The following is a 21,799-nucleotide window of genomic DNA, read 5'->3' as shown; positions in this document are numbered from 1 at the left end:
TGGTCCACTAGATGGTGCAGCTGACGGCATAATCCAGGCTCAAATCCTTGATCTTGGGATGTGGCCCGCAGAGCGGGCAGGCAGGATCTTTGGGCCGGCCGACCTTTCGGAACTTCATCTCGAGCGCATCGTAGATCAACAATTTATCGGCGATCGTTTCGCCGATGCCCAGGATTTCCTTGATCGCTTCCGAGGCCTGGAGAACCCCCATCGTGCCGGCCAAAACGCCAAGCACGCCGGCTTCTTGGCAATTGGGGACCAGCCCGGCCGGCGGAGGTTCGGGATAGAGGCATCGATAGCAGGGATAGCCTTGGTGCGGCTTGATCGACGTCAGCTGCCCCTCGAATCGAAACATGCTGGCGGAGATCAATGTTTTCTTGGCAAAGAAACAGGCGTCGTTCACCAGAAACCGCGTCGTGAAATTGTCCGATCCGTCCAGCACGATGTCATACTGGGAGACGAGCGGGAGAATGTTCTCGGCATCGACGAGCTGATGGTACGCGTTGATCGTAATTTCAGGGTTAATGGCCGACAAGGTTTTCCGTCCGGACTCGACCTTGGGCTGCCCGAGCGTGGCGGTCGAGTGCATGATCTGTCGTTGCAAATTTGAGAGGTCTACGACATCGCCGTCGACAAGCCCGATTGTTCCGATGCCGGCGGCGGCAAGATAGAGCCCGGCAGGAGAGCCGAGACCCCCCGCGCCGATGAGGAGGACCTTGGCCCGCTTGAGCTTGAGTTGCCCCTTGCCTCCCACGTCCTGGAGGATAATGTGCCGACTGTACCGTTCGATTTCTTGTTCGGTGAGTTCCATTGTGTCGCTTGCGAGTTTCTAGTGACAAGTTTCAGGTTTCAAGTTCGAACATGAAACAAGAAACCTTGAACCCGAAACTGCCTAGGTGCGCTTCACGTTCTGTCATTCCACCACATTCAATTCAATCGGATCGACGACGCAGCCTTTGGCTCGCAGTCCGGCGACGGCCCGCTCGATCTCGGCAGTGTCGCCGGAGAGTTCCACATCGGCCCATCCGGTCGTCTCGCGGACATCGGCTCGTCTGACATCGGTCACGACGTTATACTCGCGCCCGATCTGATAGATGATCGGCTCTCGGATTTTGTCTTCGGGAAAGCGAATATGGAATCGCAAGTGTGCCATGGCTACCCTCCCGCGATCGCCGGGACGATGGAGACTTCATCGCCATCCTTGAGGGAGGTCTCCTTCCCTTTCAGAAAGCGAATGTCTTCTTCGTTGACATACATGTTCACGAAGCGACGGAGCTCTCCCGTTTCATCGCACAGGCGGTCTTTGATGCCGGGATAGGCGCTGTTCAACGCGTCGATCATCGCCACCACGCTGTCGGCTTTGGTCTCGACCTCGCCCTGACCTTTGGTCAGGGGGCGAAGTGGAGTCGGAATGCGAACTGTAATCATGCGCCACCACCGTTCTTTCCCATCTTAAACGTCTTTTCGAAGTCCACCAGGCTGGGCTGAATGCGGACTGGGCGACCGACGGAATCGATCACCGCTTCCTGGGTCTTTAGGCCGTTGCCGGTCACATAGGCCACTGTAACCTCATCTTGTTTAATCACCCCTTGCTTGACGAGTTTCTTGAGCACGCCGATCGTGACGCCGCCGGCTGTTTCCGCGAAGATGCCCTCGGTTTGGGCCAGCAGCTGGATGCCTTCCACCACTTCTTCATCCGTCACCATATCCATGGCGCCATGACTCTCGGCGGTCGCCTTGAGCGCATAGTACCCATCGGCAGGGTTGCCGATGGCCAGCGACTTGGCAATCGTCTGTGGTTTCACCGGCTTGAAGAAGTCGCGTCCCGCCTTGAATGCGGTCGAAATCGGTGAGCAGCCTTCCGCTTGGGCGCCGTTGATCTTCGTACGAACGTGGTCGATCAGGCCCAAGGCCTTCATCTCATGCAGGCCCTTCCAAATCTTCGTCAAGAGCGAGCCCGACGCCATGGGAATGACGACTTGATCCGGAGTTTTCCATCCCAGTTGCTCCACGGTCTCGAAGGCAAGGGTCTTGGAGCCTTCCGCATAGTAGGGACGGATGTTGATGTTCACGAACGCCCAGCCATGTTCACCGGCAATCTCGCTGCAGAGACGGTTGACGTCGTCGTAATTACCTTCAATCTCGACCACGTGCGGTTTATAGATCAGATTGCCGAGCACCTTTGCGGCCTCAAGGTCGCCGGGGATGAAGACGTAGCAGTGGAGATTGGCGGATGCCGCGTGCGCGGCGACGGAATTCGCCAGGTTGCCGGTCGACGCGCAGGCCACCGTTTCGAAGCCGAGCTCGCGCGCGCGCGTGAGCGCCACGGCGACGACGCGATCTTTGAAGGAGAGGGTGGGGTGATTCACCGTGTCGTTCTTGATGTAGAGCTCGTCGAGGCCAAGATAGGCGCCAAGGTTCTTCGCCCGTACGAGCGGGGTGAACCCGGCATGCGGCCCCACGAAGTTCGTGCCTTCGACCGGCAGCAGGTCAAGATAGCGCCACATGCTGTGCGGTCCATCCTCGATTTTCTTACGAGAAATAGTCTTCTTGATCTCGTCGTAGTTGTACTTCACCTCAAGGGGACCGAAGCACATTTCGCAGACGTGGATCGCCTTCGTCGGATATTCCTTGCCGCACTCGCGGCATACCAGCGCTTTCATTTTGTTCATGGTCACATCACCTTCTCAAACTCTATGCAGATGGACGCATGGCGCATCCGGCATAGGGGTCCCCATCGTCGAACAGTTCGGTAATCGTCGGATGTTCTCCGCAGAGCGCGCAATTCGGGTTGCGGCGGACTTTGATTTCTCGAAATTGGGTTTTGCGCGCATCGAAGTCGAGCAGGCGGTCTGTCAGCGGCCGTCCGATACCGAGGACAAGCTTCAATGCTTCCGTCGCCTGAATCGTCCCGATAATCCCTGCCAAGACGCCGATCACTCCGGCTTCCTGGCAGGAGGCAACCAGGCCAGGAGGAGGCGGCGCCTTGAACACGCAACGATAGCACGCCGATTTCTTCGGGATGATGGTCGTGACACGGCCGTCGAATCGCAGAATGCCGCCATGGACCAGCGGCTTGTCGGTGAAAAAACAGGCGTCGTTGATCAGAAACTTGGCTGGGAAATTATCGACTCCGTCGATCACGACATCATAATCGCCGAAAATCTTGAGCGCATTGCCGGCCGTGAGCCGTTCCTCATACAGAGAGACTGAGACATCGGGGTTCAATGCCTGGATCTTTTCCTTGCCGGAGAGGACCTTGGGACGACCCACGTCGGAAGTATGGTGAAGAACTTGGCGCTGCAGATTGGTCAGGTCCACCACATCGCTGTCGATCAACCCGATGGTGCCGACTCCCGCCGCGGCCAAATACAACGCGGCTGGTGAGCCGAGGCCACCGGCGCCGACGAGCAGAATCCGGGACTTGGCGATCTTCTTTTGTCCCTTGCCGCCGACCTCCGGCAATAGGATATGCCGGCTGTAGCGGTTGATTTGTTCTTCAGTAAAATCCATGGATCGAGACGTGAAACGTTAATCGTTATTCGTTAATCGATCGTTCCTGCCTTTAACGGTTCACGGTTAACGATTAACGGCCTTTCAGATATTAAAGTATTTCTCAATGCTGATATAGCGCTCGCCGGTGTCGCAGAGTATGGTCACGACATTCTTACCGGGGCCCAGTTCATCGGCGATCTTTTGAGCGGCGAACACATTGGCGCCGGCTGAAATGCCCACCAACAGGCCCTCTTTCTTCGAGAGTTGTTTCGCAGTCTGATAGGCCTCGTCATCCGTCACCGTGATCACGCGGTCGAGGATCTTTCGGTTGAGCACCTTAGGAATGAAGCCGGCTCCGATCCCTTGAATCTTATGGGGGCCGGGGTCTCCTCCGGACAGCACGGGCGAGCCTGCCGGTTCGACGGCGATGATTTGTACCTGCGGATTCCGTTCCTTGAAGACTTCACCGCAGCCTGTGATGGTCCCACCGGTTCCGACGGCGGCGACAAAGGCATCGATCTTTCCTTCGAGCGCGTCCCAGAGTTCCGGAGCCGTCGTCATTTTATGCATCGCGGGGTTGGCCGGGTTCGAGAATTGATCAGGCATAAAGTACGACGGATTTTGCGCCAAGATACTTTCCGCCTCCTTAATGGACCCTTTCATGCCTTCCCAAGCCGGGGTGAGCACGAGCTGGGCGCCATACGACGATAGCAAGCTGGCCCGTTCCATGCTCATGCTTTCCGGCATCACGAGGATCAGCTTGTACCCGCGCACGGCTGCGACCAAGGCCAGTCCGATACCCGTGTTTCCGCTGGTCGGCTCAACGATGGTTCCGCCGGGCTTAAGCGTTCCTCGGCGTTCCGCCTCATTGATCATGTTGAGGCAGATCCGATCCTTGACACTGCCGCCCGGGTTGAAAAACTCGACCTTTCCGTAAATCGTCGCAGAACCGGACTTTGAAAGACGGTTTAACCGGACAAGCGGGGTCTTGCCGATCAGCTCGGTAATGTCTTGATGCAACGTGGTGCTCAACGACCCCCTCCCATGTAAAAGAGGAACTCCACATGATCTCCTTCGTTGAGGTGGGTCGTGGCCAAATGGTCACGGTCCAGCACCTTATCGTTGACCTCGACGGCGACCATCTGTGGTTCGATGTTCTTGGTTTTCAGCAAATCGAGGATGGTCCCGTTCCGGACCTCTTCGGGCTTTCCATTGATCTTGACCTGCACGGATTCTCCCAAGTTGGCTTAGAGATTAAAGAATTTTGAAACTAGCAAAGGCATGCGCTGCTTGTCAAGGCTACGTCATCCACAGTGAGAGACACGAAGGCTCGATTGGATTCATACTCGTCGGTATCCGCTGAGAAGGGGAGAGAATATCTGAAGGGGTTGCTTGACTTTGATCCGGCTCGCCGCCACTATGCCGCCTGCAAGATGTGGAAAAAGAACTTCCTCTTTCGCGCCGCTGAATCGGCGCCGTTGACCGAGTCCGAGAACGAGCTGTTCCACGATACGGAACCGGCGCTGGACAGCGCAGGCCTCGTTCTGGACAAGTTTCTTTCGGTGTGGGTGCAGGGCGAAGGGACGGAAGAGAAGCCGTCGAGCTTTACGAATCTGTATGTTCGAACCGCGATGCTGGATGTGAAAAAGCACGTCAGTCTCCTTCAGCCCCTTCAAGGGCGCACTCATCAGATCAAGCAACTGCTCACACGGGAGCAAAAGCAGTTTCTCCGGCAATGGCTTCAGGTACATGCTCCTCAGGCCTGGGAGTCCTCAGAAGATCAATTCCGCGACCTCTTCGAACTTGAATGATCCGGCCGTCACCGCTCCATTTATCCGTGCAGTGCCGCCGAGTGTGTCTCGCCTGGCTGCTTGCAGCGGTTCTGCTTGGGCCCAGCGCGGAGATCTCGGCGACATCGGTCGAAGTCTGGTATGGCCCGGAGGATAGGCCGCTCGAACACCTCGTACGGATGTATGATCGTGCCACACGCTATATTTTTGTGGCCGTATATGGCTTAACGTCGCCGCTTACGGTGAAGGCGCTGGTCGAGGCGAAACGACGTGGCGTGGATGTTCGTGTCCTGACGGATCGCGAGCGACTGGTGGATATGAAGCAGCAAACTGCCCTTTCAACGTTGCGCGAAGCCGGGATTCCGATCAAGATCAATCGGCACGACGGGCTGATGCATTTGAAACAGGCGGTGATCGATGACGAGATCAATACCAACGGGTCCATGAATCAGACGACCAGTGGAAACCGCTACAATGATGAACGGTTGGATATCATGAGAGACCATGCCATGACGGTCAAGGCGCGTGAAAAGTTTCTTTCGCTCTGGAAAGATCGCGAGCGATTCCAGGAGTGGAAATAGGAGGAATGTTGGGGGTAAGGTGCAAACGCATCTCCATGGCCGGGGAAGGCTGAGGAACAATGGTCGAAGAAACCGACATTGCCGTAGTGGGAGCCGGCGGAGGCGGAGCCGTGCTGGCCCTCGCATTGGCTCAAAAGGGGATCAACACGATCGTGTTCGAACAGGCGCCGGGACCACCCCAGGGTTTACGCGGAGAGATCCTGCAGCCGAACGGACAACAAATACTTGATCGGTTGGGGCTTTTGAGCCGGTTGCCGGTCGAGTCAACCCGGACGGTGCATAAGTTTCACTTTTGCCGTGTCGGCGGCGAGCGGCTGTGCACGGTCGACTACAGCGAACTGCCCCCACCGTACAATCAAGCCGTGGTCACACTGCCGAATGTGGCGCACCATGCCATTCTGGACGCGATCGAGCGCGAACCATCCGTCTCATTGCGGTATCGATCGGCGTTCACGGGCCTGCTTCGAGAGAATGGGCGGGTCGTTGGGTTGACGGCAAAGCAAGGGGAAGACCCTGTGACCGTGAAAGCTAAGGTGGTCGTCGGCGCCGACGGAGCATTCTCAAAAGTTCGAGAGGCCTTGCGGATTCCGGCCGATCTTCATCTCTATCCGCAAGGATATTTGATCGCCCTGTTGGATGCGGCGATTCCTATGGGAGAGGCGAAGTATTTTGTCGGCAAGCGAACGATCCTTGGCATGTTTCCCGCCGCCGGGGACAAGGTGTATGCGTTCTACATGATCAAGGCCGGTTCATATGAGACTGTCAAGGCACGAGGCATCGCGGCGCTGCAAGAGGCCTGGATCTCGATCGACCCGTTCAGTGAGGCCATCTTCCGCACGCTCACCGACTGGAAGCAAACCGCCTTCATGCCGACCGGCCGTGTCCGCACCCCGACGTGGGTGGCGGACGGAGCGGTGTTGCTTGGGGACGCGGCGCATGCCATGAATCCTCACGCGTCGCAGGGCCGCATGCAGGCCATGGTGGATGCGGCGACGCTGGCCGATCTGTTACCTCGATGTCTCGCCACGAATGATTACTCCGCTGAAAAACTGAGGGCCTATGAAACCGCGCGTCGGCCTCAGGTCACCATGTTGCAGAAGCTCGCGGATGAACAGGTCATCTTTTGGAACACGGCGAATCCGATCATCGCCTTTCTCCGAGACCGCGTCTTCAGTACGTTGGATCGCAACGCGCGACTTCGGTATCGCGTCTTGTCGACGACAGCCGGACTTCGCAACGAGCCTCCATTCGGCATGATGGATCGCCTGATGGCGGCCGGATTTCTACCAGATCCCTCGGCTCGTGACATGGCAGCGGGAGGAGTTCAGTAACGGCATGTCTCCGATGGACTGGACGATCAACGGCTTGTCGGAGGAGACGCACAAACTTTTACAGTCCTATGTGAAGGACGTGACAAAAGTCTATGGAAGCGAGTTGGAAGGGGTGTTGTTATATGGCAGCGCGGTGCGAGGAGAATTTTTGCCGGGCAGTTCCAATCTTAATCTGTTGTTGGTGATGTCGTCCTATGACCTCTCGGTACTGAAACAATATGACGGCATTCACAAGCGCTGGAGCAAGGAGCATGTCGTCGTCCCGCTCTTTCTCACGGCCGCTGATCTGCAATCCGCCTCATTCGTCTTCCCTCTCGAATACCAAGACATCCATGAATGCCATCGACTGCTGTGGGGGCAAGATCCCTTCGTCGGCCTGAAAATCGATTCCCGGCACTTGGCCGCTGAAGTGTTGCAGGGCTTACGCGGAAATCTTCTCCGTCTCCGCCAGCGCCTGGTGGAAGGACGAAGCACCGAAGAAGCGATGACCATCCTCTTGTCGCTCTCTCTGACCGCGCTCCTGCCGGTGCTGCGAGGGCTCCAGCGCTTGCTGGAGCGCCCTGTGCCGACGCATGGGGAGCCGCTGCTGCAAGACCTCGAATCTCATCTTCAGATTGATCTCACCGGCCTTCGCGATGCGCTCTTGCTCAAGCGAGGGCAGATTTCTCCCGGGCAGAAAGAGATTCCGCGGCTCATGGATCGATATCTCGAGAGCCTGACTCGGCTCGTCACCACCGCAGAATCACGGATCACGTGATCGTACATCGACCGAACGGGCGCGGGATCGGGATCGGCTGGGCAAGCCTGCTGCTCATGTTGTCGGCGGTTGATGCCCAGGCCTCGCTGTATGACCGGCCCAAAGAACGCGTGCCTCTTCCCAGCCCCATCGGGTATGTCAGCGATCATGCACAAGTGGTGGAGCCCGAGTGGAAGGACCGGATCAGGTCCGTCTGCATCGACCTTGAGAAGAAAAGCAGCGTGGAAATGGTGATTGTGACGGTGCCCAGTATCAAGCCCTATCCGTCGGCCAAGCACTATGCGGACGCGCTGTATGAAAAATGGCAAATCGGCTCGACGCAGCAGGAACATGGACTGATGGTGTTGGTGGCCGTACAAGAAAGGCAGGCGGCGATGGCGTTGGGGCGCCAAATGTTTCCGGTCATCACCCCGGCGGTGAGGAACGAAGTCAGTCGTCTGTATCTGCAACCTGCGATCGAACGAGGACATTTCGGGGAAGGGCTGTACCGCACCGCGGTTGCGCTGGCGACTCCGGCGCAAGAGGTGAGGTTCACGCCTCCCTCCAGGCCTCGGATTAAGGGGCTCGGAGTCTGGATTACGCTCGGCACCACCGCGGCGATCGTCTCGTTTTTCTGGTGGCTGAGCCGTCCGGATCTGCGGCACCCCTATCGGCGCATCCAAAAAAGGGAATATTGGGGCACCGGCCAAGGCGGATTCGGCGGCAACTGGGGCGGCTTCGGCGGAGGGACAAGCGGGGAGGGGTGGCGCTGAGGGCTCTGTTCCTCTTAATCCTATGAAATTATCGGCTGAGACCGTCATTTCCGAGGACAAGCTGGTGCGCTATCTTCTCGTGCCACAGCTTCGTGGAGATAAGTCATCGTTTCTCCGAAGATCCGGCTATGAGTTGAGTAACGCCGCGCATCTCTTACGTGACATGCGCGATCAGATTCTACCGTTAGACGCGATACCGCTTGAGAGAAACCAGTTCGGGCAGTACTACGAAATCAGGGGCGCATTGAAAGGGCCCAACGGGACAATCCTGTCGGTTCGAACGATCTGGATGACAGAACACTTGTCGGGAACGACGAAGTTTATTACACTGATTCCAGATAATGGGAGGTAAAGTGAGATTTGAGCTCTATACCGATGTGACATTGGCTTGTGATCTACCGGAGCATCGGCTCCGTCGAGGAGATATTGTCAAGCTCGTCGAGCACCATGTGGCACCTGATGGGACCGAAGGCTACTCCATTGAAGTTTTCACGGCTCTCGGAAGTACACTTACCGTGACGACCGTTCCCGCGAATGCACTCGAAGCGCTTCGGCAGGATGAAGTGCTCTGCGCCAGGATGCTGTAGGGAACTCGCTTACCATCTATCCTATCCACAGCCTCCTTGACGAACGCCCCTGTACAGGAGACCATCCATGAACAGCACCTTTGTCTCGAGTCGTGTTCCATTGTCCCTGCCTGCCCTTGCCATCCTCACCATGTTCCTCTCTGGCTGTTCAACCACGGCCAAGAGTGGACCGGCCCATTCTCAAGAGCCCGCTGATGCCGCCATCGAGCGCTATATCCGTGCCCATCCGGAAGTGATCGAACAATCGTTGCAGGGATTGCTCGCCAAGCGCGAAGCAGAATTGCGGGACCATCATAAAGCTGCCCTTGCGACGAAGCAGCAGGAACTGCTGCACGATCCGGCGTCACCGATCAGCGGAAATTTGAAAGGTGACATCACCCTGGTGGAGTTCTATGACTACCGCTGCGGCTTCTGCAAAAAAGCAGCTTCGGCCGTCACGGAACTCCAGAAAGAAGATCGGCGAGTGCGGGTGGTCTACAAGGACTTGCCTATTCTGGGCGAACCCTCTGAACTGGCGGCCAAGGCGGCGCTCGCGTCTCAGGCGCAAGGCAAGCATCAGGTCTTCCATGAGGCGCTTCTCGCGTCCCATGCCGAGATGACCAAAGAATCAATCATGAAGATCGCCGTGAAAGTGGGTCTCGACACGAAGCGCTTGGAAGCCGATATGGCCAATCCGATGTGGCAGACCGCCATCGACAAGAATCGAGCCCTCGCCCGCGACCTCGGCATCTCGGGAACACCCGGCTTCATCGTGGGCAATGAACTGGTGCCTGGGTGGTTGGATTTGAAGGGGCTCAAGGAGTTAATAGCGCGAGCGGGGCATGGGAAATGATGAGTTTCAGTGGTACTTGACGGAGCTTTCGAACTTGCTGAAAATATGTGAAACTCAAAGATCATCCGCTTGAGCAGGACCGTTTACTCAATGTCAGGTATCTGCGTTAGTATCCGTCTCTATTCTGCACACTATGAAATGGTTTCTCACACTCGCTTCGGTTGCTGCCTTAATCGCAGCGATGACATTTGGTTACCTTGGGCTATGGATCTTCTGATCGCTGGGCTCTTTGCTTCGCTGGCCCTTCTGGTAACGGCTAACCTCGATGCTGTCGCAGAATTCAAGGCATCAACCGGTGGCATCGAAGCACGCACCCGCGAGGTAGTCAACCGGGCAGAAGGAGCGATTGCTGAACTCAGAATCTTGGCTCTTCATGCTGCAGAAGTTTCTCTTTCCCTGGCAATGAGGCAAGGTCGATGGGGTGGATTCTCTGACGAAGATCTCGATCGGCTGAAGTCCTCAGTGATGGAGAATCTGGAGCGTCTTGGCATTCCGAGCGAACAACGTGCCCTTGTTTTTCGCGACTGGCACCGCATCGTTGAGTTCGACTACGTCCATCACATACTCGGAGGAAACCGAATTCCTGACAACGCGTCGGCCGAGCAAATGACCGAATGGAAAAGTATGCGTGATGGTGGATTCGTTAAGTTTCCGTCGCCAGACGAGCTCGACTGTTTCTTCCGCAAAACCGGGTACTGGAATTCTAGTTTAGGAGAGTGCATCGAAGACTATCGTTACTACATACGCGAGCGGCAACACCGCAGGCTGGACGCTTGGAGAGATCGTATGCATTGGGGCCATCTCAAAAAGGACGTCTAACTTTGAAGGAAACGAAAGGGCCAGACCGGAGAATGAAAAGGTTCGAGAATCCTTGTTGCATGTTTCTTCGCCGCATATGAATGCATTCCCTGCTGCTCGGTCAGTTTATATGACGTTTAGGGACCGCTCCTTAGCTGAACCTGTATAAGCCAGTAGCCTACCGCCATTCTTTCACCATCCTGATCTGATTTATCCGTATTGCACCTCAATCCGGCGGTGCGTAAGATTGCACGGCTACGCGCTTGAGGAGGCTCTATGGCGAAGATTACCGAGATCGCTCCGGACTTATTTCAAATTACGACGTTCGTTGAACCGTTCAATATGCAGTTCAGTCAGTTCTTGATGCGCGACGAGGAGCCGCTGCTGTTTCATACCGGTCCGCGCGCCCTGTTTCCAGAAGTCAAAGCCGCTGTGGCGTCGCTCATCGAGCCGCAGACCTTGCGTTGGATCGGGTTCAGCCATTTTGAGTCCGACGAATGCGCAACGGTGCCGGAGTGGCAGCAACTGGCTCCGGAGTCGGAAGTGGTGTGCAGCATGGTGGGCAAGCTGGTGAGCGTCGATGATTGTCTGGCGCTTCGTCCCGCCAGGGGGATGGTCGACGGCGAGGTGCTCGAGACCGGACGATACCGTTTCCGCTTTCTGGCGACGCCGCATGTACCCCATTGCTGGGAAGCGGGACTGCTGTTCGAGGAGACAGGACGGACGCTCCTATGCTCGGATCTCTTTCATCAAGACGGGAATGTCGAGGCGATAACGGAATCGGACGTCATCGACCGTTGTCGGAAAACGCTGGTGGACTATCAGCAAGGTCCGTTGGCGAATTACGTGCCCTATTGTTCGTTGACGGATGCGACGCTGCGCCGGCTGGCGTCGCTACAGCCGAGGCGGCTGGCGCCCATGCACGGATCGGTCTACGTCGGCGACGGGAGCCAAGCGCTCCATGACCTCGCCGCTGTATGGCGGGACGTCCTTGGCCCGCAGTCATGATCTGAACCGACCTCTGTCTTTGGGGCATGCATAAAGTTGGAGCTGTTCCCAAGCGAAGGAGACACAAGAACGGTTGTCTCGCTGCGTGTCCTTTCGCAGGTAACGGATATTCCTTGCATTGGTGACGGTAGGCCATTATCCTACATTTCTCTGTTTAGTATTCCAAATGGTATCGCGTATGAGTCAAGCCCACGTGCTTGTTGTCGATGACGATCCTGCCGTCCGGGATGTGCTGCAGGAAGCCCTGATGCAGGAGGAGTACAGTGTCTCCACTGCCGAGGACGGCGCGGCGGCAATTCAGGCGGTGAAGGACTCGGTGATCCACATCGTGATCACCGACTTTCAGCTGCCGGATATCGATGGACTTGAGATCATCGAGCGCCTGGCGAAGCTCGACGCGAAGATCATTCCCATTATGATGACCGGATTCGGCACGATCGAAACCGCGGTCCGGGCCATGAAGTCCGGCGCGTTCGACTTCATTACCAAGCCGTTTGATCTTGACACCGTGGCCGTGGTGGTTCGAAAAGCGGCGGAGCTCCTTCGGCTTCGTCAAGAAAACCATCTCTTGCGGAAGGCCGTACGCGATCAATATCGACTCGAACACCTGGTGGGAGCCAGCGAGCCGATCCAACAAGTCATGGAGTTCGTTCTGAAAGTCGCCGACAGCGACAGCACGGTCATGATCCAAGGCGAAAGCGGCACCGGCAAGGAGTTGGTGGCGCGGATGCTTCACTTCAATAGTTTTCGAAAGGATCGTCCGTTGGTCCCGGTGAATTGTGGCGCGATCCCGGAGAATCTACTGGAGTCGGAGCTCTTCGGGCACGAAAAGGGCGCGTTCACGGGAGCCACGCACTCGAGGATGGGGCGTTTTGAACTGGCAAACGGAGGAACCATCTTTCTCGATGAAATCGGCGAAATGAGCTTGCCGTTGCAAGTGAAACTTCTGCGGGTATTACAAGAGCGGGAATTCGAACGCGTCGGCGGAAATCGGACGATTCACGTGGATGTGCGTATCATTGCCGCGACCAATCAGGATTTGGACACGTTGGTCGAGGAACGGCGATTTCGTAAGGATCTGTTTTATCGGCTCAATGTGATTCCCATCGTCATCCCTCCGCTGCGAGAGCGCCGGAGCGACATTCCGCTCCTCATCGATCATTTTCTGGCTCGCTTCAATCACAGCAAGCACACGACGGTGTCCGGCCTTGCCCCCGATGCGCTTCAAATGTTGACCGAGTATGACTGGCCCGGCAACATTCGGGAGTTAGAGAACATGATCGAGCGGTTGGTTGTGCTGAAGAAGCAGGGTGTCCTATCCGTCGAAGATTTACCCGAGAAAATTTGTCGGAGATCGCCGGCTCCTGAACTCAAGGAGCAGTTCATTCGGTTCAATGAGGATGGCATCAATCTTTCCAGAGAGGTTGAGCAGTACGAAAAGCATCTCATCATGGAAGCCTTGCGCAAAGCCAACGGCGTCACCTCGCGGGCGGCGCAGTTGCTCCACTTGAACCGGACCACGTTGGTTGAAAAACTTAAGCGTAAAGGGGTGGATCCGCGATCCCATCTGGAAACCCTTCCGCTATGGCCGCGCCCCTCCAGTCAAAAGATTGACGACCTATCGATCTAGCCGATGCCAATCCTGACACGATCTATCCGGATTCCCGATTGGTCTCGATAACTCATCTGATTTCCTGAGAGTTTTCTACCTGTCTCCAGGGCATGAGCTTTGCTGATGCCCTATCGCCGTGTATCGATACCATTTACGATATCGTCGACTATTCTTCTCGATCTCCGCTTGGATCGCGTTCTCTTCGCCGGCAATCGGGGCGGTTCCTTCGCAACCTACGCCGACTCTCTCGATCGCGACGGCCACCGAACAAGCGACCTCGATACGGAACCCGGTACCGATTGAGGGATTCGTACGACGGTTGCCGGATGACGGGCCTCGCCAGGAAGGCCAATCCTCGGGGATCGACGGACTCGCTTGGCAAGAAGGCCGGTCTGCGTACAGGAAGAATGCATGGCCGGAGGCGCAACGCTTCTTTGGGAAGGTCATAAAGGAACATCCTGAAAGTCCACTCGTCCCATCGGCGAAAGCCTTCTTGGTCGAGCTCTTGTTGCGGGATGATGTCACGGGAGAAATCCGATCCGAGGCGATTCAGGAGTACAAGAAACTCCTTCGAGACCATCCACAATCGTCAAACGCTCGGAGGGCGGAGTGGCGGGTAGCGGATCTATATTTCGAACAGGGCGCGTTTCAAGAAGCACAGGCGTTTTACGAGAACGCCATGGCCCATTCGGCCAATCTTCCCTTCGACCGCCATCGGGCTTTGCTGGGGTTAGGCTATACATTCATGGCCATGGGGAAATGGAGCGATGCCGAGCATGCGTTTGCCGACGTGCGAAAGCGAAGCGAGGACGACCAGTTGCTCCAAGGAGCGACGTTGGGGTTGGCCCATACGCTGTTCAGAGCGCAACGATTTTCCGAGGCGGAGCCGATCTACGATGTCGGCTATCGACGGTGGCCGCATCTCTTGAGGGAAGATCCGTTGGCGCTTCAGCGGTACGCCGTGACCCAGGTGAAACTGCGTCATGAGGCTTCCGCTCGAGAACTCATGTTGCTCTTTTACAATCTCTATCCTCGCCATGAGTATGCGGCCACGGCTCTGCTGCACGTGGCCGAGAGTTTACGAGCTGGGGCTCGACAGCCGCTTGCCGAGTTCGTCTATGCGCTGATCCCTTCGCTCTATCCGGACAGCGCGTGGGATGCGACGGCCAAGCTCAGGCTCGCCGCGCTTCGAGCGGAGAACATGCTGCCGGCCGGAAGCAATTCGCTCGGGCTCACGATCAGCGCCATGATCCACAATGTGCCGATTCCGGACCAGACCGATGCCTCCTACCGGGCGCTGCTGGAACAGATTGCGACTCGAGAGGCGAACGGTCCAATGGGTAGCGAGGCCCTGTACTACCTTGGCAAGGAATATGAAAACGCGGGCGACATGCATCGAGCGCTTCGAGCTTACAAGGAGATCACGCTTCGAGCCACCAATAAGAATGATCCATGGGCGATGAAATCCGCGGAGCGCCTGTCCGCTATCTTGACACCCTGGATCGAAGCGGCGATCGCATCGCGAGACGATTTGACGGTCGTCAGCCTCTTTCATAGACAGGGAGCGACGGCCGAACAGCGTTATGCGCGATCCCCTCTGTTGCTGAACATCGCGGAATCCCATCGGCGTCTGGGATTCTCACCGGAAGCCGCGCGGCTGTATCAACAGATTCTTAAATCGCACCACGATTCGGCGTTGCTCGAAGCGGCCTTGATCGGCCTTGGCAAAATCTACCTGGATCAACGGGACCCCGAGGCCGCCAGAAAAGTGCTGGAGCGATACCGGTTTCAGTTCCCCCTCGGTCGCTATGACGGAGAGGGGCTGCATCTTCTGATCGATGCCATGAGGCAACAGCGGGATCTGCAAGGGCTTCTCCATCTGTGCCGCATGTGGTTGTTGCGCCACCCCGTTCATCCAGAACGGCCGGCCATGTATGTGCAGTTGGCCAAGACGCTGGGAGAGCTGGAAAAGCTGGATGAGTCCGCGCTGGCCTATGAAGAGGCGTTCAAAGCCGGCATGGCGCAATCGTCCGACCTGCTCGTCTCCTATGCAGACACCGTCTCTCGATCGAACCGCCACGAACGGGCGATCGCAGCTTATCAATCAGTGCTGGCCCACAAACCGAACGCGGCTCACGCTGATTGGGCGCGGCTGCAAACGGCCAGGCATTGGACGGCGTTGAAGCAATACGAGCGTGCCACCGTGGCGCTGGCCGAGCTGGACGTCGCGGACGACCCGCTGCTCAATCGACTTTCCGCATCCCTTCAAACGAGCGTGCGGGCGGCCAATCATTCAAGGAGGCCGGAGGGGCTATGACGAGCGCCGCAACCAGACATCCGGAAGAACGGGAGCTGCTGCATGCCGCCTTCAGAAGTTTTGATGAGGCGGCCCAAACGTTGCAGCAATCATACAGCGCGCTGACGACACGTGTGGAACAGATGGATCTGGAGTTGGCGCACAGCAATGAGGCGCTCCGCCGGCACCTGTGCGACAACGAGGCCATGCGCGTCCATTTGGACGGAATTCTCGAGTCCTTGTCGACGGGCGTGTTGGTGCTGGACGACCGTGAGACGATTACGCGCAGCAATCGAGCCGCCGAGATGTTACTGGGCGCCACTGATGACGCGCTGCGGAATCGTCGGGCGTCGGAAATATTGGCGGGCGCCGGTCTCGGCCTGTGTGATCGGCCACAACGCATCGGTCAGGCGGTCGTCTCCATCAGTCAGGTTCCGCTCCACAACGATTCCGGAGAGCATACCGGCCACCTGATTCTGTTCCAGGACGTCACGCGTGTGTATCAGCTGGAAGAACAGTTGCAGCGCAAGGAAAGACTGGCGGCCATGGGCGAGCTGATCGGCCGGATCGCCCACGAGATTAGAAATCCATTGGGCAGCGTCGAGCTCTTCGCGTCCATGCTGCAACGCGATCTCGGCGAGCAGTCATCCGCCAAACGTTACGCCCAACAGATCTCGCAGGCCGTCCAGTCGATGGATCGTTTGCTGTCCAATCTCTTGCTCTATACGCGGCCTGTTCGCTTGGCCTGTGGCTGGCATGCGGCTGAATCGTTGATCGATGAATCGATCAAGTTGGCAGCCCATGCGATGAGCAAAGTCCCCGTGGACATCCGAGTGGACATCGGTCACGAGATCCGTTCGATCTGGTGTCACGACGGACAGTTGAAACAAGTGCTCGTGAATCTGGTTCTGAATGCGATTCAGGCGATGCCGAATGGAGGCGTCGTGGCGGTCAGTCTGTGCCGAGAGCAGCTGGAGACGCTTGGCCTGCCCGCTGTTCGGCTGAGCGTCCGTGACTCCGGCATCGGCATCGATCCGGCTCATCGGTCTCGCATATTCGATCCGTTCTTTTCAACGAAGGATGAGGGCACCGGTCTTGGGCTGGCGATCGTCTACTCGATCGTCGACGCGCACCAAGGACGGATCGATGTCGAGAGCGCGGTCGGGCAGGGCACCACATGCTCGATCATCCTGCCTCATCCGGCGGTCGGTGGAGATCCCCATGCGACGCACGTCCCGACGCGGAACGAGTGTGAACCCAATCAATCCTGCCCTGTCGAGCATCATATGCTGTTAGCGGAGGAGTGCTCTCATGAATGACCGCGAGAAGAATAACCCCATGTCCGACAATGGTGACGAGAACGAGCGCATTCTGATCGTCGATGACGACCCATCGATGCGCGCCGCGCTGATGGAGACGGTCAGGCGACTCGGTTATTCCGTGCAAGGAGCGGTCGATGGAATGGATGCCATCGACCGGATTACCCGTTTCCGTCCCTGGATGGTGCTGACCGACCTCAGGATGCCGCGTCTGAACGGTCTCGATTTGATCAAGGAGGTCAAGGCGCGCGCTCCCCACGCCACGATCGTTCTGATGACGGCGTACGGGGCCATAGAGACCGCCGTCGAAGCCATGAAGCTGGGGGCCAGCGAGTATCTCTTGAAACCGTTTTCAATGGACTTGCTGGAGCGGGTCATCGTGAATCTTAAGGCGGGACGAGAAGAAGGGATCACGGCGAGCCACCCGCTCCATCCGACGGAAAACCGAGCTCTGTTAAGCCAGGACCCGGGAATGATCCGGCTCTTAAGCACGATCGAAGGGGTGGCGTCCAGCCAGGCCACTGTCTTGATTCAAGGGGAGAGCGGCACCGGAAAAGAGTTGTTGGCCAGGTTCATCCACAATCGGAGCCCGCGGGCGCATCGGCCGTTCATCGCCGTGAATTGCGCGGCGTTGCCTGACGGGCTGCTCGAGAGCGAGCTCTTCGGCCATGAGCGCGGCGCGTTTACCGGAGCGTTGATCAAAAAAATCGGCAAGTTCGAGATGGCGCATATGGGCACGTTGCTCTTGGACGAAATCAGTGAAATGAACCTGAGCTTGCAGGCCAAGTTGCTGCGCGTCTTGCAGGAGCGCGAGGTCGATCGGATCGGGGGGCGCGACCCTGTGTCGGTCAATATACGGGTGATTGCAACCACCAATCGAGCGCTCTATCGGGAAGTCGAGCAAGGACGCTTTCGAGAGGATCTGTACTATCGTCTGAACGTCTTTCCCGTCACCGTTCCGCCGCTGCGTGAACGCACGATCGATATTCCATTGCTCGCGCGGCATTTTGTGAACCAGTCGGCCGCGAGGAATGGTCTCGCGCCGCCGACTCTGTCCGATGGCGCGAATGCGCATTTGCAACGGTTGGCCTGGAAAGGAAATGTCCGTGAATTGGAGAATGTCATGGAGCGGGCGGTGTTGCTGGCGGGGCCGGGCCCGATTCTTCCCGAACACTGTCCGCCTGAACAGAGCGGCGCGCCGCCGGTTCCGGCCGTCCATACGCAACAACCCGCCAACGGTTCTCTCTGGGAAATGGAACGGGAGCTGATTTTTAAAACATTGGCGCGAGTGAAAGACAATCGCACGCACGCGGCGAAAGAGCTGGGGATCAGCATTCGCACGTTACGCAATAAACTGCGAGAGTATCGGGAGGGCGAGCGACCTTGTTCGATCAGCGGGCCGTAAGGGCGGCAAGAATTGCCGGTGGGCAAGTTTGCGCCGGCGGCGGCAAGAGTCACGCGGAGGGTCATCGGCGGCGATGGGAAAACCAATGAGGTTGTAGAAGGTCGCGTTCACACCATTACTTCAACCCGCAGGCGGGCATTATGGTTGCAATGATAACGAACAGCCGATGGAAAGGAGCCGAAGAGCATGACGATCTTTGACAAAACCATGCGACTGTTACAGCGGACTTTGGATCTTCGCGGCGCGCGACAGCGTGTGATCGCCTCGAACCTGGCCAACGAAGAAACACCGGGGTATCGCGCGTCCGACTTGACCTTTATGGATCAATTGCAGTCGGCCCACAAGGGGCGGCTGCCGATCGTCCTGGCGGCGACTCAGTCTCGACATTTCGGCGTGCATGGGCCGCAGGGTGTGCAAGCGGTGACGGGGAAACTCAGTGAGGTTCCCGCCGGCGATCTCCCGCTCGACGCCAACTCCGTCAATCTCGAGCTGGAGATGGCCAAACTGTCCGAGAACGCCATGCACTACAACGCAGCTGCCACGATACTGGCCAAGAAATTTAACGGATTGCTGAACGTGATACGGGAGGGGAGATAGCGAGAGAAAATCAGACTGAGGTCATCCGGCTGTTTCATGGACGTGTTTCACGTTTCGAGTTGTGAGTCTTCGGAATAGAGTCTGATCACGTGAAACGTGAAACCAGCAACTGTTCTAACGGAGGTACCTATGGAGATGTCCGACAGTATGGCCGTATCGGTGTCCGGCTTGGATGCCCAACGGCGACGGCTCAACGTCATTGCGAGCAATCTCGCGAACGCCCAATCGACGAAAACACCGACCGGCGGTCCGTACAAGCGGCGGGATGTCGTCTTTCGCTCAACGGCGGTTCCAAGTGCGTTCCAGCGGGCTTTCCGCCAGGTCGCGGTGGGGCCGTCGGCGCATGCGCTCGAAGGGGTTTCCGTCGCGCGCGTGGTGGAAGATCCCAAACCAGGACAGCTCATTTATGATCCCCATCATCCGGATGCCGATCCCAAAGGGTTCGTGCGTCTTCCGAACGTGAATGTCATGGAAGAGATGGTGAATATGATCGGCGCGTCGCGCGCGTACGAAGCCAATGTCCAAGCCATCAACGCGACACGCGCCATGTGGAACAAGGCACTGGAGATCGGGAGGTGATCATGAATCAAATTTACGGTCCGACCTCAGGCATCGCTCCGATTCCCGATGTGGCCCCGGGCGCTTCGGCGGGAGCAGCCGGCGCCACTGGGTTCTTGGATTCTCTCAAAACCGCGATCGGAAAGGTCAACGACACGCAGATGGAAGCCGGCCGAGCGGTGGGTGCCCTCATGACAGGCGAGACGCAAGACCTTCACCGGACGATGGTCGCGCTGCAGCAAGCGGACGTGTCGTTCCAATTGATGATGCAAATCAGGAACAAACTGGTCACGGCGTATGAAGAAATTCAACGGATGCAGATGTAAGCAGTCGGGCCCGATGAAGGAGCGTGGGTAGCATGTTTTCCAAGTTTTCCATCAATCAGCGGATGATCATCCTCATTGCCCTGGCCGGGTCGGTGGCGGGCCTCATCGCGCTCACGCTGTGGACGCAGCAGCCCGACATGCAGGTGTTGTTCACCAATCTCAGCGGCGAAGACGCGGCCGCCATCATCGATAAGCTGAAAGAGACGAAGGTGCCGTATGAAACGACCGGCGGTGGAGCCACGGTGCTGGTTCCCAGCGCCCAAGTCCACGATCTGCGATTACAGCTTGCGACCCAAGGGCTCCCTCATGGAGGCGGCGTCGGCTTCGAGATTTTCGATCGCACGTCGATCGGCATGTCCGAATTCGTGCAGAAGCTCAACTATCGGCGCGCCTTACAGGGCGAGTTGGCGAGGACCATCGCGCAGTTGCCGGAAGTCGAGCGGGCGCGGGTGCATCTGGCGATTCCCGAACGGCGACTCTTTGCCAACGAGCAGGAGAAAGCGCGCGCGTCCGTGATCGTGTCGCTTCGCAACGGCCAACAGCTGGCTCAGGCGCAGGTGCAAGGGGTCATCCATTTGGTGTCAAGCAGCGTGGAAGGCCTGCAGGCCCGCGATGTGACCGTGGTGGATGGGCACGGCCGCATGTTGTCGTCCACCATGACGGATGAAACCGCCGGCTTGACCAATACACAGCTCGAGTATCAGCGGAGCATCGAAAAGGATGTCGAAACGCGTATCCAAACGATGCTGGAGCGGATCGTCGGATCCAACAAAGCCGTCGTGCGTGTGTCCAGCGTGGTGGACTTTCGCAAGGTCGAGACCACGGAGGAGCGTTACGATCCGAACAGCCAGGTCGTGAGGAGCGAACAACGAGGGCAGGAAAAGGCGAACGGCACGAACGGCGTCAGCGGCGGCGTGCCGGGTGTCCAGTCGAATGTCCCGCCCGGCACGGACCAGGAGCTTCCGCAAACCAGTTCGAACAACAGCCAGACGAAAAATGAAACGGTCAATTACGAGATCAGTCGAACGGTGTCCAAAATCGTCGAGCCGGTCGGTGTCATCAAACAGTTGTCCGTGGCCGTGCTGGTCGATGGGATCTATGAAACGGCCAAAACGGGAGAGGGACAGTCGACGGAGACGCCGGTTGCCGCGCGCAAATACATTCCCCGTTCGGAAGAAGACCTCAAGCGGATCGAGGACATCGTCAAAAAAGCAATGGGCTTTTCGCCCGAGCGGCAGGATCAGGTTCAAGTCGTGAACGTGCAATTCGGCGCGGAACCGGAAGAGCTCCAGAGCGCGACGGCGGAAGCCGTGTCCGAGGGTCCGAAGCCATGGTTGCCGTATCTTCGGTATGGGGTCGGCATTCTACTGTTTACGGTGATTCTTCTGTTCGTGGTTCGTCCGTTGTTGGCCATGTTGGGTTCGACGACCGAACGACTCTCGGCCGAAGCGTCGATGTCCGCGTTGCCCGGCGCCCTCGGAACGTCGGAGGCTTCATTGGCCGGCGCGCAGGACCGGGCGCAGATCATCGATATGGCGAGAAAGAACCCCGACACGACGGCGGTGGTCGTGAAGCAGTGGCTCAAGAATCCTTCATGAGGATGTGGCAAAAGCTCTCCAGCGTCGTTCCCCGCCTTGCCGAAGCGGCTTCGCGAGGCAGGTCGCATCGCACGCCTCGCAAAGTCGGCGATGCGGGCTCAGAGGCTCGACGTACGGCAAAGCGTGCGTCTCGGTCTCTCGCTCGCTGCGGCCTTGC

The 21,799-nt window shown here is 57.6% G+C and carries 25 protein-coding genes; 18 read left to right on the top strand and 7 right to left on the bottom strand.

The features are described 5' to 3' along the window. Positions 1-7 precede the first annotated feature (7 nt). From moeB to thiS, 7 genes are all read right to left on the bottom strand, one after another. The gene (gene moeB, locus COMA2_RS01080) at positions 8-811 is read right to left on the bottom strand and encodes a molybdopterin-synthase adenylyltransferase MoeB (RefSeq protein WP_090893884.1); all 804 of its coding nucleotides are present in this window, start codon (positions 809-811) and stop codon (positions 8-10) included. 102 nt (positions 812-913) lie between these two features. After that, entirely contained in the window at positions 914-1,153 is a 240-nt protein-coding gene (locus COMA2_RS01075) for an NIL domain-containing protein (protein ID WP_090893883.1), read from the bottom strand. A gap of 2 nt (positions 1,154-1,155) precedes the next feature. After that, a complete protein-coding gene (locus tag COMA2_RS01070) occupies positions 1,156-1,428 on the bottom strand; it encodes a MoaD/ThiS family protein (protein WP_090893882.1) in 273 nt (90 codons plus the stop codon). Continuing rightward, positions 1,425-2,672, bottom strand: a complete 1,248-nt coding sequence (thrC, locus tag COMA2_RS01065; protein WP_090894199.1) for a threonine synthase — start codon at positions 2,670-2,672, stop codon at positions 1,425-1,427. Before thrC ends, COMA2_RS01070 begins: the two co-directional genes overlap by 4 nt. 22 nt (positions 2,673-2,694) lie before the next feature. Next, entirely contained in the window at positions 2,695-3,513 is an 819-nt protein-coding gene (locus COMA2_RS01060; protein ID WP_090893881.1) for a HesA/MoeB/ThiF family protein, read from the bottom strand. A gap of 84 nt (positions 3,514-3,597) precedes the next feature. After that, the gene (gene cysK, locus COMA2_RS01055; RefSeq protein ID WP_090893880.1) at positions 3,598-4,527 is read right to left on the bottom strand and encodes a cysteine synthase A; all 930 of its coding nucleotides are present in this window, start codon (positions 4,525-4,527) and stop codon (positions 3,598-3,600) included. Further along, on the bottom strand, positions 4,524-4,724 hold the full coding sequence (thiS, locus tag COMA2_RS01050; RefSeq protein WP_090893879.1) for a sulfur carrier protein ThiS: 201 nt from the start codon (positions 4,722-4,724) through the stop codon (positions 4,524-4,526). Before thiS ends, cysK begins: the two co-directional genes overlap by 4 nt. An 84-nt stretch (positions 4,725-4,808) precedes the next feature. On the opposite strand from thiS, the gene COMA2_RS01045 reads away from it, so the two are divergent. The 18 genes from COMA2_RS01045 to fliF all read left to right on the top strand — a co-directional run bounded on the left by COMA2_RS01045 (position 4,809) and on the right by fliF (position 21,642). Next, positions 4,809-5,306: a hypothetical protein gene (locus tag COMA2_RS01045; RefSeq protein ID WP_245630796.1), complete on the top strand. Its 498-nt coding sequence runs from the start codon at positions 4,809-4,811 to the stop codon at positions 5,304-5,306. Further along, complete coding sequence (locus COMA2_RS01040; protein ID WP_090893878.1) at positions 5,303-5,866, top strand: phospholipase D-like domain-containing protein; 564 nt, start codon at positions 5,303-5,305, stop codon at positions 5,864-5,866. The genes COMA2_RS01045 and COMA2_RS01040 overlap by 4 nt, the downstream gene beginning before the upstream one ends. 59 nt (positions 5,867-5,925) lie before the next feature. Continuing rightward, a complete protein-coding gene (locus tag COMA2_RS01035) occupies positions 5,926-7,197 on the top strand; it encodes an FAD-dependent monooxygenase (protein WP_090893877.1) in 1,272 nt (423 codons plus the stop codon). A gap of 4 nt (positions 7,198-7,201) precedes the next feature. Continuing rightward, the gene (locus tag COMA2_RS01030) at positions 7,202-7,954 is read left to right on the top strand and encodes a hypothetical protein (protein WP_090893876.1); all 753 of its coding nucleotides are present in this window, start codon (positions 7,202-7,204) and stop codon (positions 7,952-7,954) included. After that, positions 7,951-8,706, top strand: coding sequence for a TPM domain-containing protein (locus tag COMA2_RS01025; protein WP_090893875.1), 756 nt, complete (start codon positions 7,951-7,953; stop codon positions 8,704-8,706). The genes COMA2_RS01030 and COMA2_RS01025 overlap by 4 nt, the downstream gene beginning before the upstream one ends. A gap of 22 nt (positions 8,707-8,728) precedes the next feature. Continuing rightward, positions 8,729-9,058, top strand: coding sequence for a DUF6883 domain-containing protein (locus COMA2_RS01020; protein WP_090893874.1), 330 nt, complete (start codon positions 8,729-8,731; stop codon positions 9,056-9,058). Position 9,059: 1 nt separating this feature from the next. After that, positions 9,060-9,293, top strand: a complete 234-nt coding sequence (locus tag COMA2_RS01015; RefSeq protein ID WP_090894194.1) for a DUF4926 domain-containing protein — start codon at positions 9,060-9,062, stop codon at positions 9,291-9,293. 67 nt (positions 9,294-9,360) lie between these two features. After that, entirely contained in the window at positions 9,361-10,125 is a 765-nt protein-coding gene (locus COMA2_RS01010; protein ID WP_090893873.1) for a DsbA family protein, read from the top strand. Positions 10,126-10,329: 204 nt separating this feature from the next. Then, positions 10,330-10,944, top strand: a complete 615-nt coding sequence (locus COMA2_RS01005) for a hypothetical protein (protein ID WP_090893872.1) — start codon at positions 10,330-10,332, stop codon at positions 10,942-10,944. 255 nt (positions 10,945-11,199) lie between these two features. Further along, positions 11,200-11,931, top strand: coding sequence for an oxygen-binding di-iron domain-containing protein (locus tag COMA2_RS01000; RefSeq protein WP_090893870.1), 732 nt, complete (start codon positions 11,200-11,202; stop codon positions 11,929-11,931). A gap of 178 nt (positions 11,932-12,109) precedes the next feature. Then, complete coding sequence (locus tag COMA2_RS00995; protein ID WP_090893868.1) at positions 12,110-13,561, top strand: sigma-54-dependent transcriptional regulator; 1,452 nt, start codon at positions 12,110-12,112, stop codon at positions 13,559-13,561. Positions 13,562-13,679: 118 nt separating this feature from the next. Continuing rightward, positions 13,680-15,860, top strand: a complete 2,181-nt coding sequence (locus tag COMA2_RS00990; protein ID WP_090893866.1) for a tetratricopeptide repeat protein — start codon at positions 13,680-13,682, stop codon at positions 15,858-15,860. Continuing rightward, positions 15,857-17,158 carry a two-component system sensor histidine kinase NtrB gene (locus COMA2_RS00985; protein WP_090893864.1) on the top strand — a complete coding sequence of 434 codons (1,302 nt, stop codon included), beginning with the start codon at positions 15,857-15,859 and terminating at the stop codon, positions 17,156-17,158. Before COMA2_RS00990 ends, COMA2_RS00985 begins: the two co-directional genes overlap by 4 nt. Further along, positions 17,151-18,563, top strand: coding sequence for a sigma-54-dependent transcriptional regulator (locus COMA2_RS00980; RefSeq protein ID WP_090893862.1), 1,413 nt, complete (start codon positions 17,151-17,153; stop codon positions 18,561-18,563). The genes COMA2_RS00985 and COMA2_RS00980 overlap by 8 nt, the downstream gene beginning before the upstream one ends. Before the next feature lie 186 nt (positions 18,564-18,749). Further along, positions 18,750-19,160, top strand: coding sequence for a flagellar basal body rod protein FlgB (flgB, locus tag COMA2_RS00975; RefSeq protein WP_090893860.1), 411 nt, complete (start codon positions 18,750-18,752; stop codon positions 19,158-19,160). 135 nt (positions 19,161-19,295) lie between these two features. Further along, entirely contained in the window at positions 19,296-19,739 is a 444-nt protein-coding gene (gene flgC, locus COMA2_RS00970) for a flagellar basal body rod protein FlgC (RefSeq protein WP_245630794.1), read from the top strand. A 2-nt stretch (positions 19,740-19,741) separates the two neighbouring features. Beyond that, positions 19,742-20,044 carry a flagellar hook-basal body complex protein FliE gene (gene fliE / locus COMA2_RS00965; RefSeq protein WP_090893856.1) on the top strand — a complete coding sequence of 101 codons (303 nt, stop codon included), beginning with the start codon at positions 19,742-19,744 and terminating at the stop codon, positions 20,042-20,044. A gap of 32 nt (positions 20,045-20,076) precedes the next feature. Then, the gene (gene fliF / locus COMA2_RS00960; RefSeq protein WP_090893854.1) at positions 20,077-21,642 is read left to right on the top strand and encodes a flagellar basal-body MS-ring/collar protein FliF; all 1,566 of its coding nucleotides are present in this window, start codon (positions 20,077-20,079) and stop codon (positions 21,640-21,642) included. Positions 21,643-21,799 lie beyond the last annotated feature (157 nt).

The sequence above is a fragment of the Candidatus Nitrospira nitrificans genome, assembly GCF_001458775.1.
GTDB classification, from domain to species: domain Bacteria; phylum Nitrospirota; class Nitrospiria; order Nitrospirales; family Nitrospiraceae; genus Nitrospira_D; species Nitrospira_D nitrificans.
This window is presented reverse-complemented; position numbering and strand designations above follow the sequence as displayed.

What these genes read in the sequence shown, in the direction of transcription:
- moeB (WP_090893884.1), bottom strand. Translation starts at nt 811, where the DNA reads ATGGAACTCACCGAACAAGAAATCGAACGGTACAGTCGGCACATTATC.
- COMA2_RS01075 (WP_090893883.1), bottom strand. Translation starts at nt 1,153, where the DNA reads ATGGCACACTTGCGATTCCATATTCGCTTTCCCGAAGACAAAATCCGA.
- COMA2_RS01070 (WP_090893882.1), bottom strand. Translation starts at nt 1,428, where the DNA reads ATGATTACAGTTCGCATTCCGACTCCACTTCGCCCCCTGACCAAAGGT.
- thrC (WP_090894199.1), bottom strand. Translation starts at nt 2,672, where the DNA reads ATGAACAAAATGAAAGCGCTGGTATGCCGCGAGTGCGGCAAGGAATAT.
- COMA2_RS01060 (WP_090893881.1), bottom strand. Translation starts at nt 3,513, where the DNA reads ATGGATTTTACTGAAGAACAAATCAACCGCTACAGCCGGCATATCCTA.
- COMA2_RS01040 (WP_090893878.1), top strand. Translation starts at nt 5,303, where the DNA reads ATGATCCGGCCGTCACCGCTCCATTTATCCGTGCAGTGCCGCCGAGTG.
- COMA2_RS01035 (WP_090893877.1), top strand. Translation starts at nt 5,926, where the DNA reads ATGGTCGAAGAAACCGACATTGCCGTAGTGGGAGCCGGCGGAGGCGGA.
- COMA2_RS01030 (WP_090893876.1), top strand. Translation starts at nt 7,202, where the DNA reads ATGTCTCCGATGGACTGGACGATCAACGGCTTGTCGGAGGAGACGCAC.
- COMA2_RS01020 (WP_090893874.1), top strand. Translation starts at nt 8,729, where the DNA reads ATGAAATTATCGGCTGAGACCGTCATTTCCGAGGACAAGCTGGTGCGC.
- COMA2_RS01010 (WP_090893873.1), top strand. Translation starts at nt 9,361, where the DNA reads ATGAACAGCACCTTTGTCTCGAGTCGTGTTCCATTGTCCCTGCCTGCC.
- COMA2_RS01005 (WP_090893872.1), top strand. Translation starts at nt 10,330, where the DNA reads ATGGATCTTCTGATCGCTGGGCTCTTTGCTTCGCTGGCCCTTCTGGTA.
- COMA2_RS01000 (WP_090893870.1), top strand. Translation starts at nt 11,200, where the DNA reads ATGGCGAAGATTACCGAGATCGCTCCGGACTTATTTCAAATTACGACG.
- COMA2_RS00995 (WP_090893868.1), top strand. Translation starts at nt 12,110, where the DNA reads ATGAGTCAAGCCCACGTGCTTGTTGTCGATGACGATCCTGCCGTCCGG.
- COMA2_RS00985 (WP_090893864.1), top strand. Translation starts at nt 15,857, where the DNA reads ATGACGAGCGCCGCAACCAGACATCCGGAAGAACGGGAGCTGCTGCAT.
- COMA2_RS00980 (WP_090893862.1), top strand. Translation starts at nt 17,151, where the DNA reads ATGAATGACCGCGAGAAGAATAACCCCATGTCCGACAATGGTGACGAG.
- flgB (WP_090893860.1), top strand. Translation starts at nt 18,750, where the DNA reads ATGACGATCTTTGACAAAACCATGCGACTGTTACAGCGGACTTTGGAT.
- flgC (WP_245630794.1), top strand. Translation starts at nt 19,296, where the DNA reads ATGTCCGACAGTATGGCCGTATCGGTGTCCGGCTTGGATGCCCAACGG.
- fliE (WP_090893856.1), top strand. Translation starts at nt 19,742, where the DNA reads ATGAATCAAATTTACGGTCCGACCTCAGGCATCGCTCCGATTCCCGAT.
- fliF (WP_090893854.1), top strand. Translation starts at nt 20,077, where the DNA reads ATGTTTTCCAAGTTTTCCATCAATCAGCGGATGATCATCCTCATTGCC.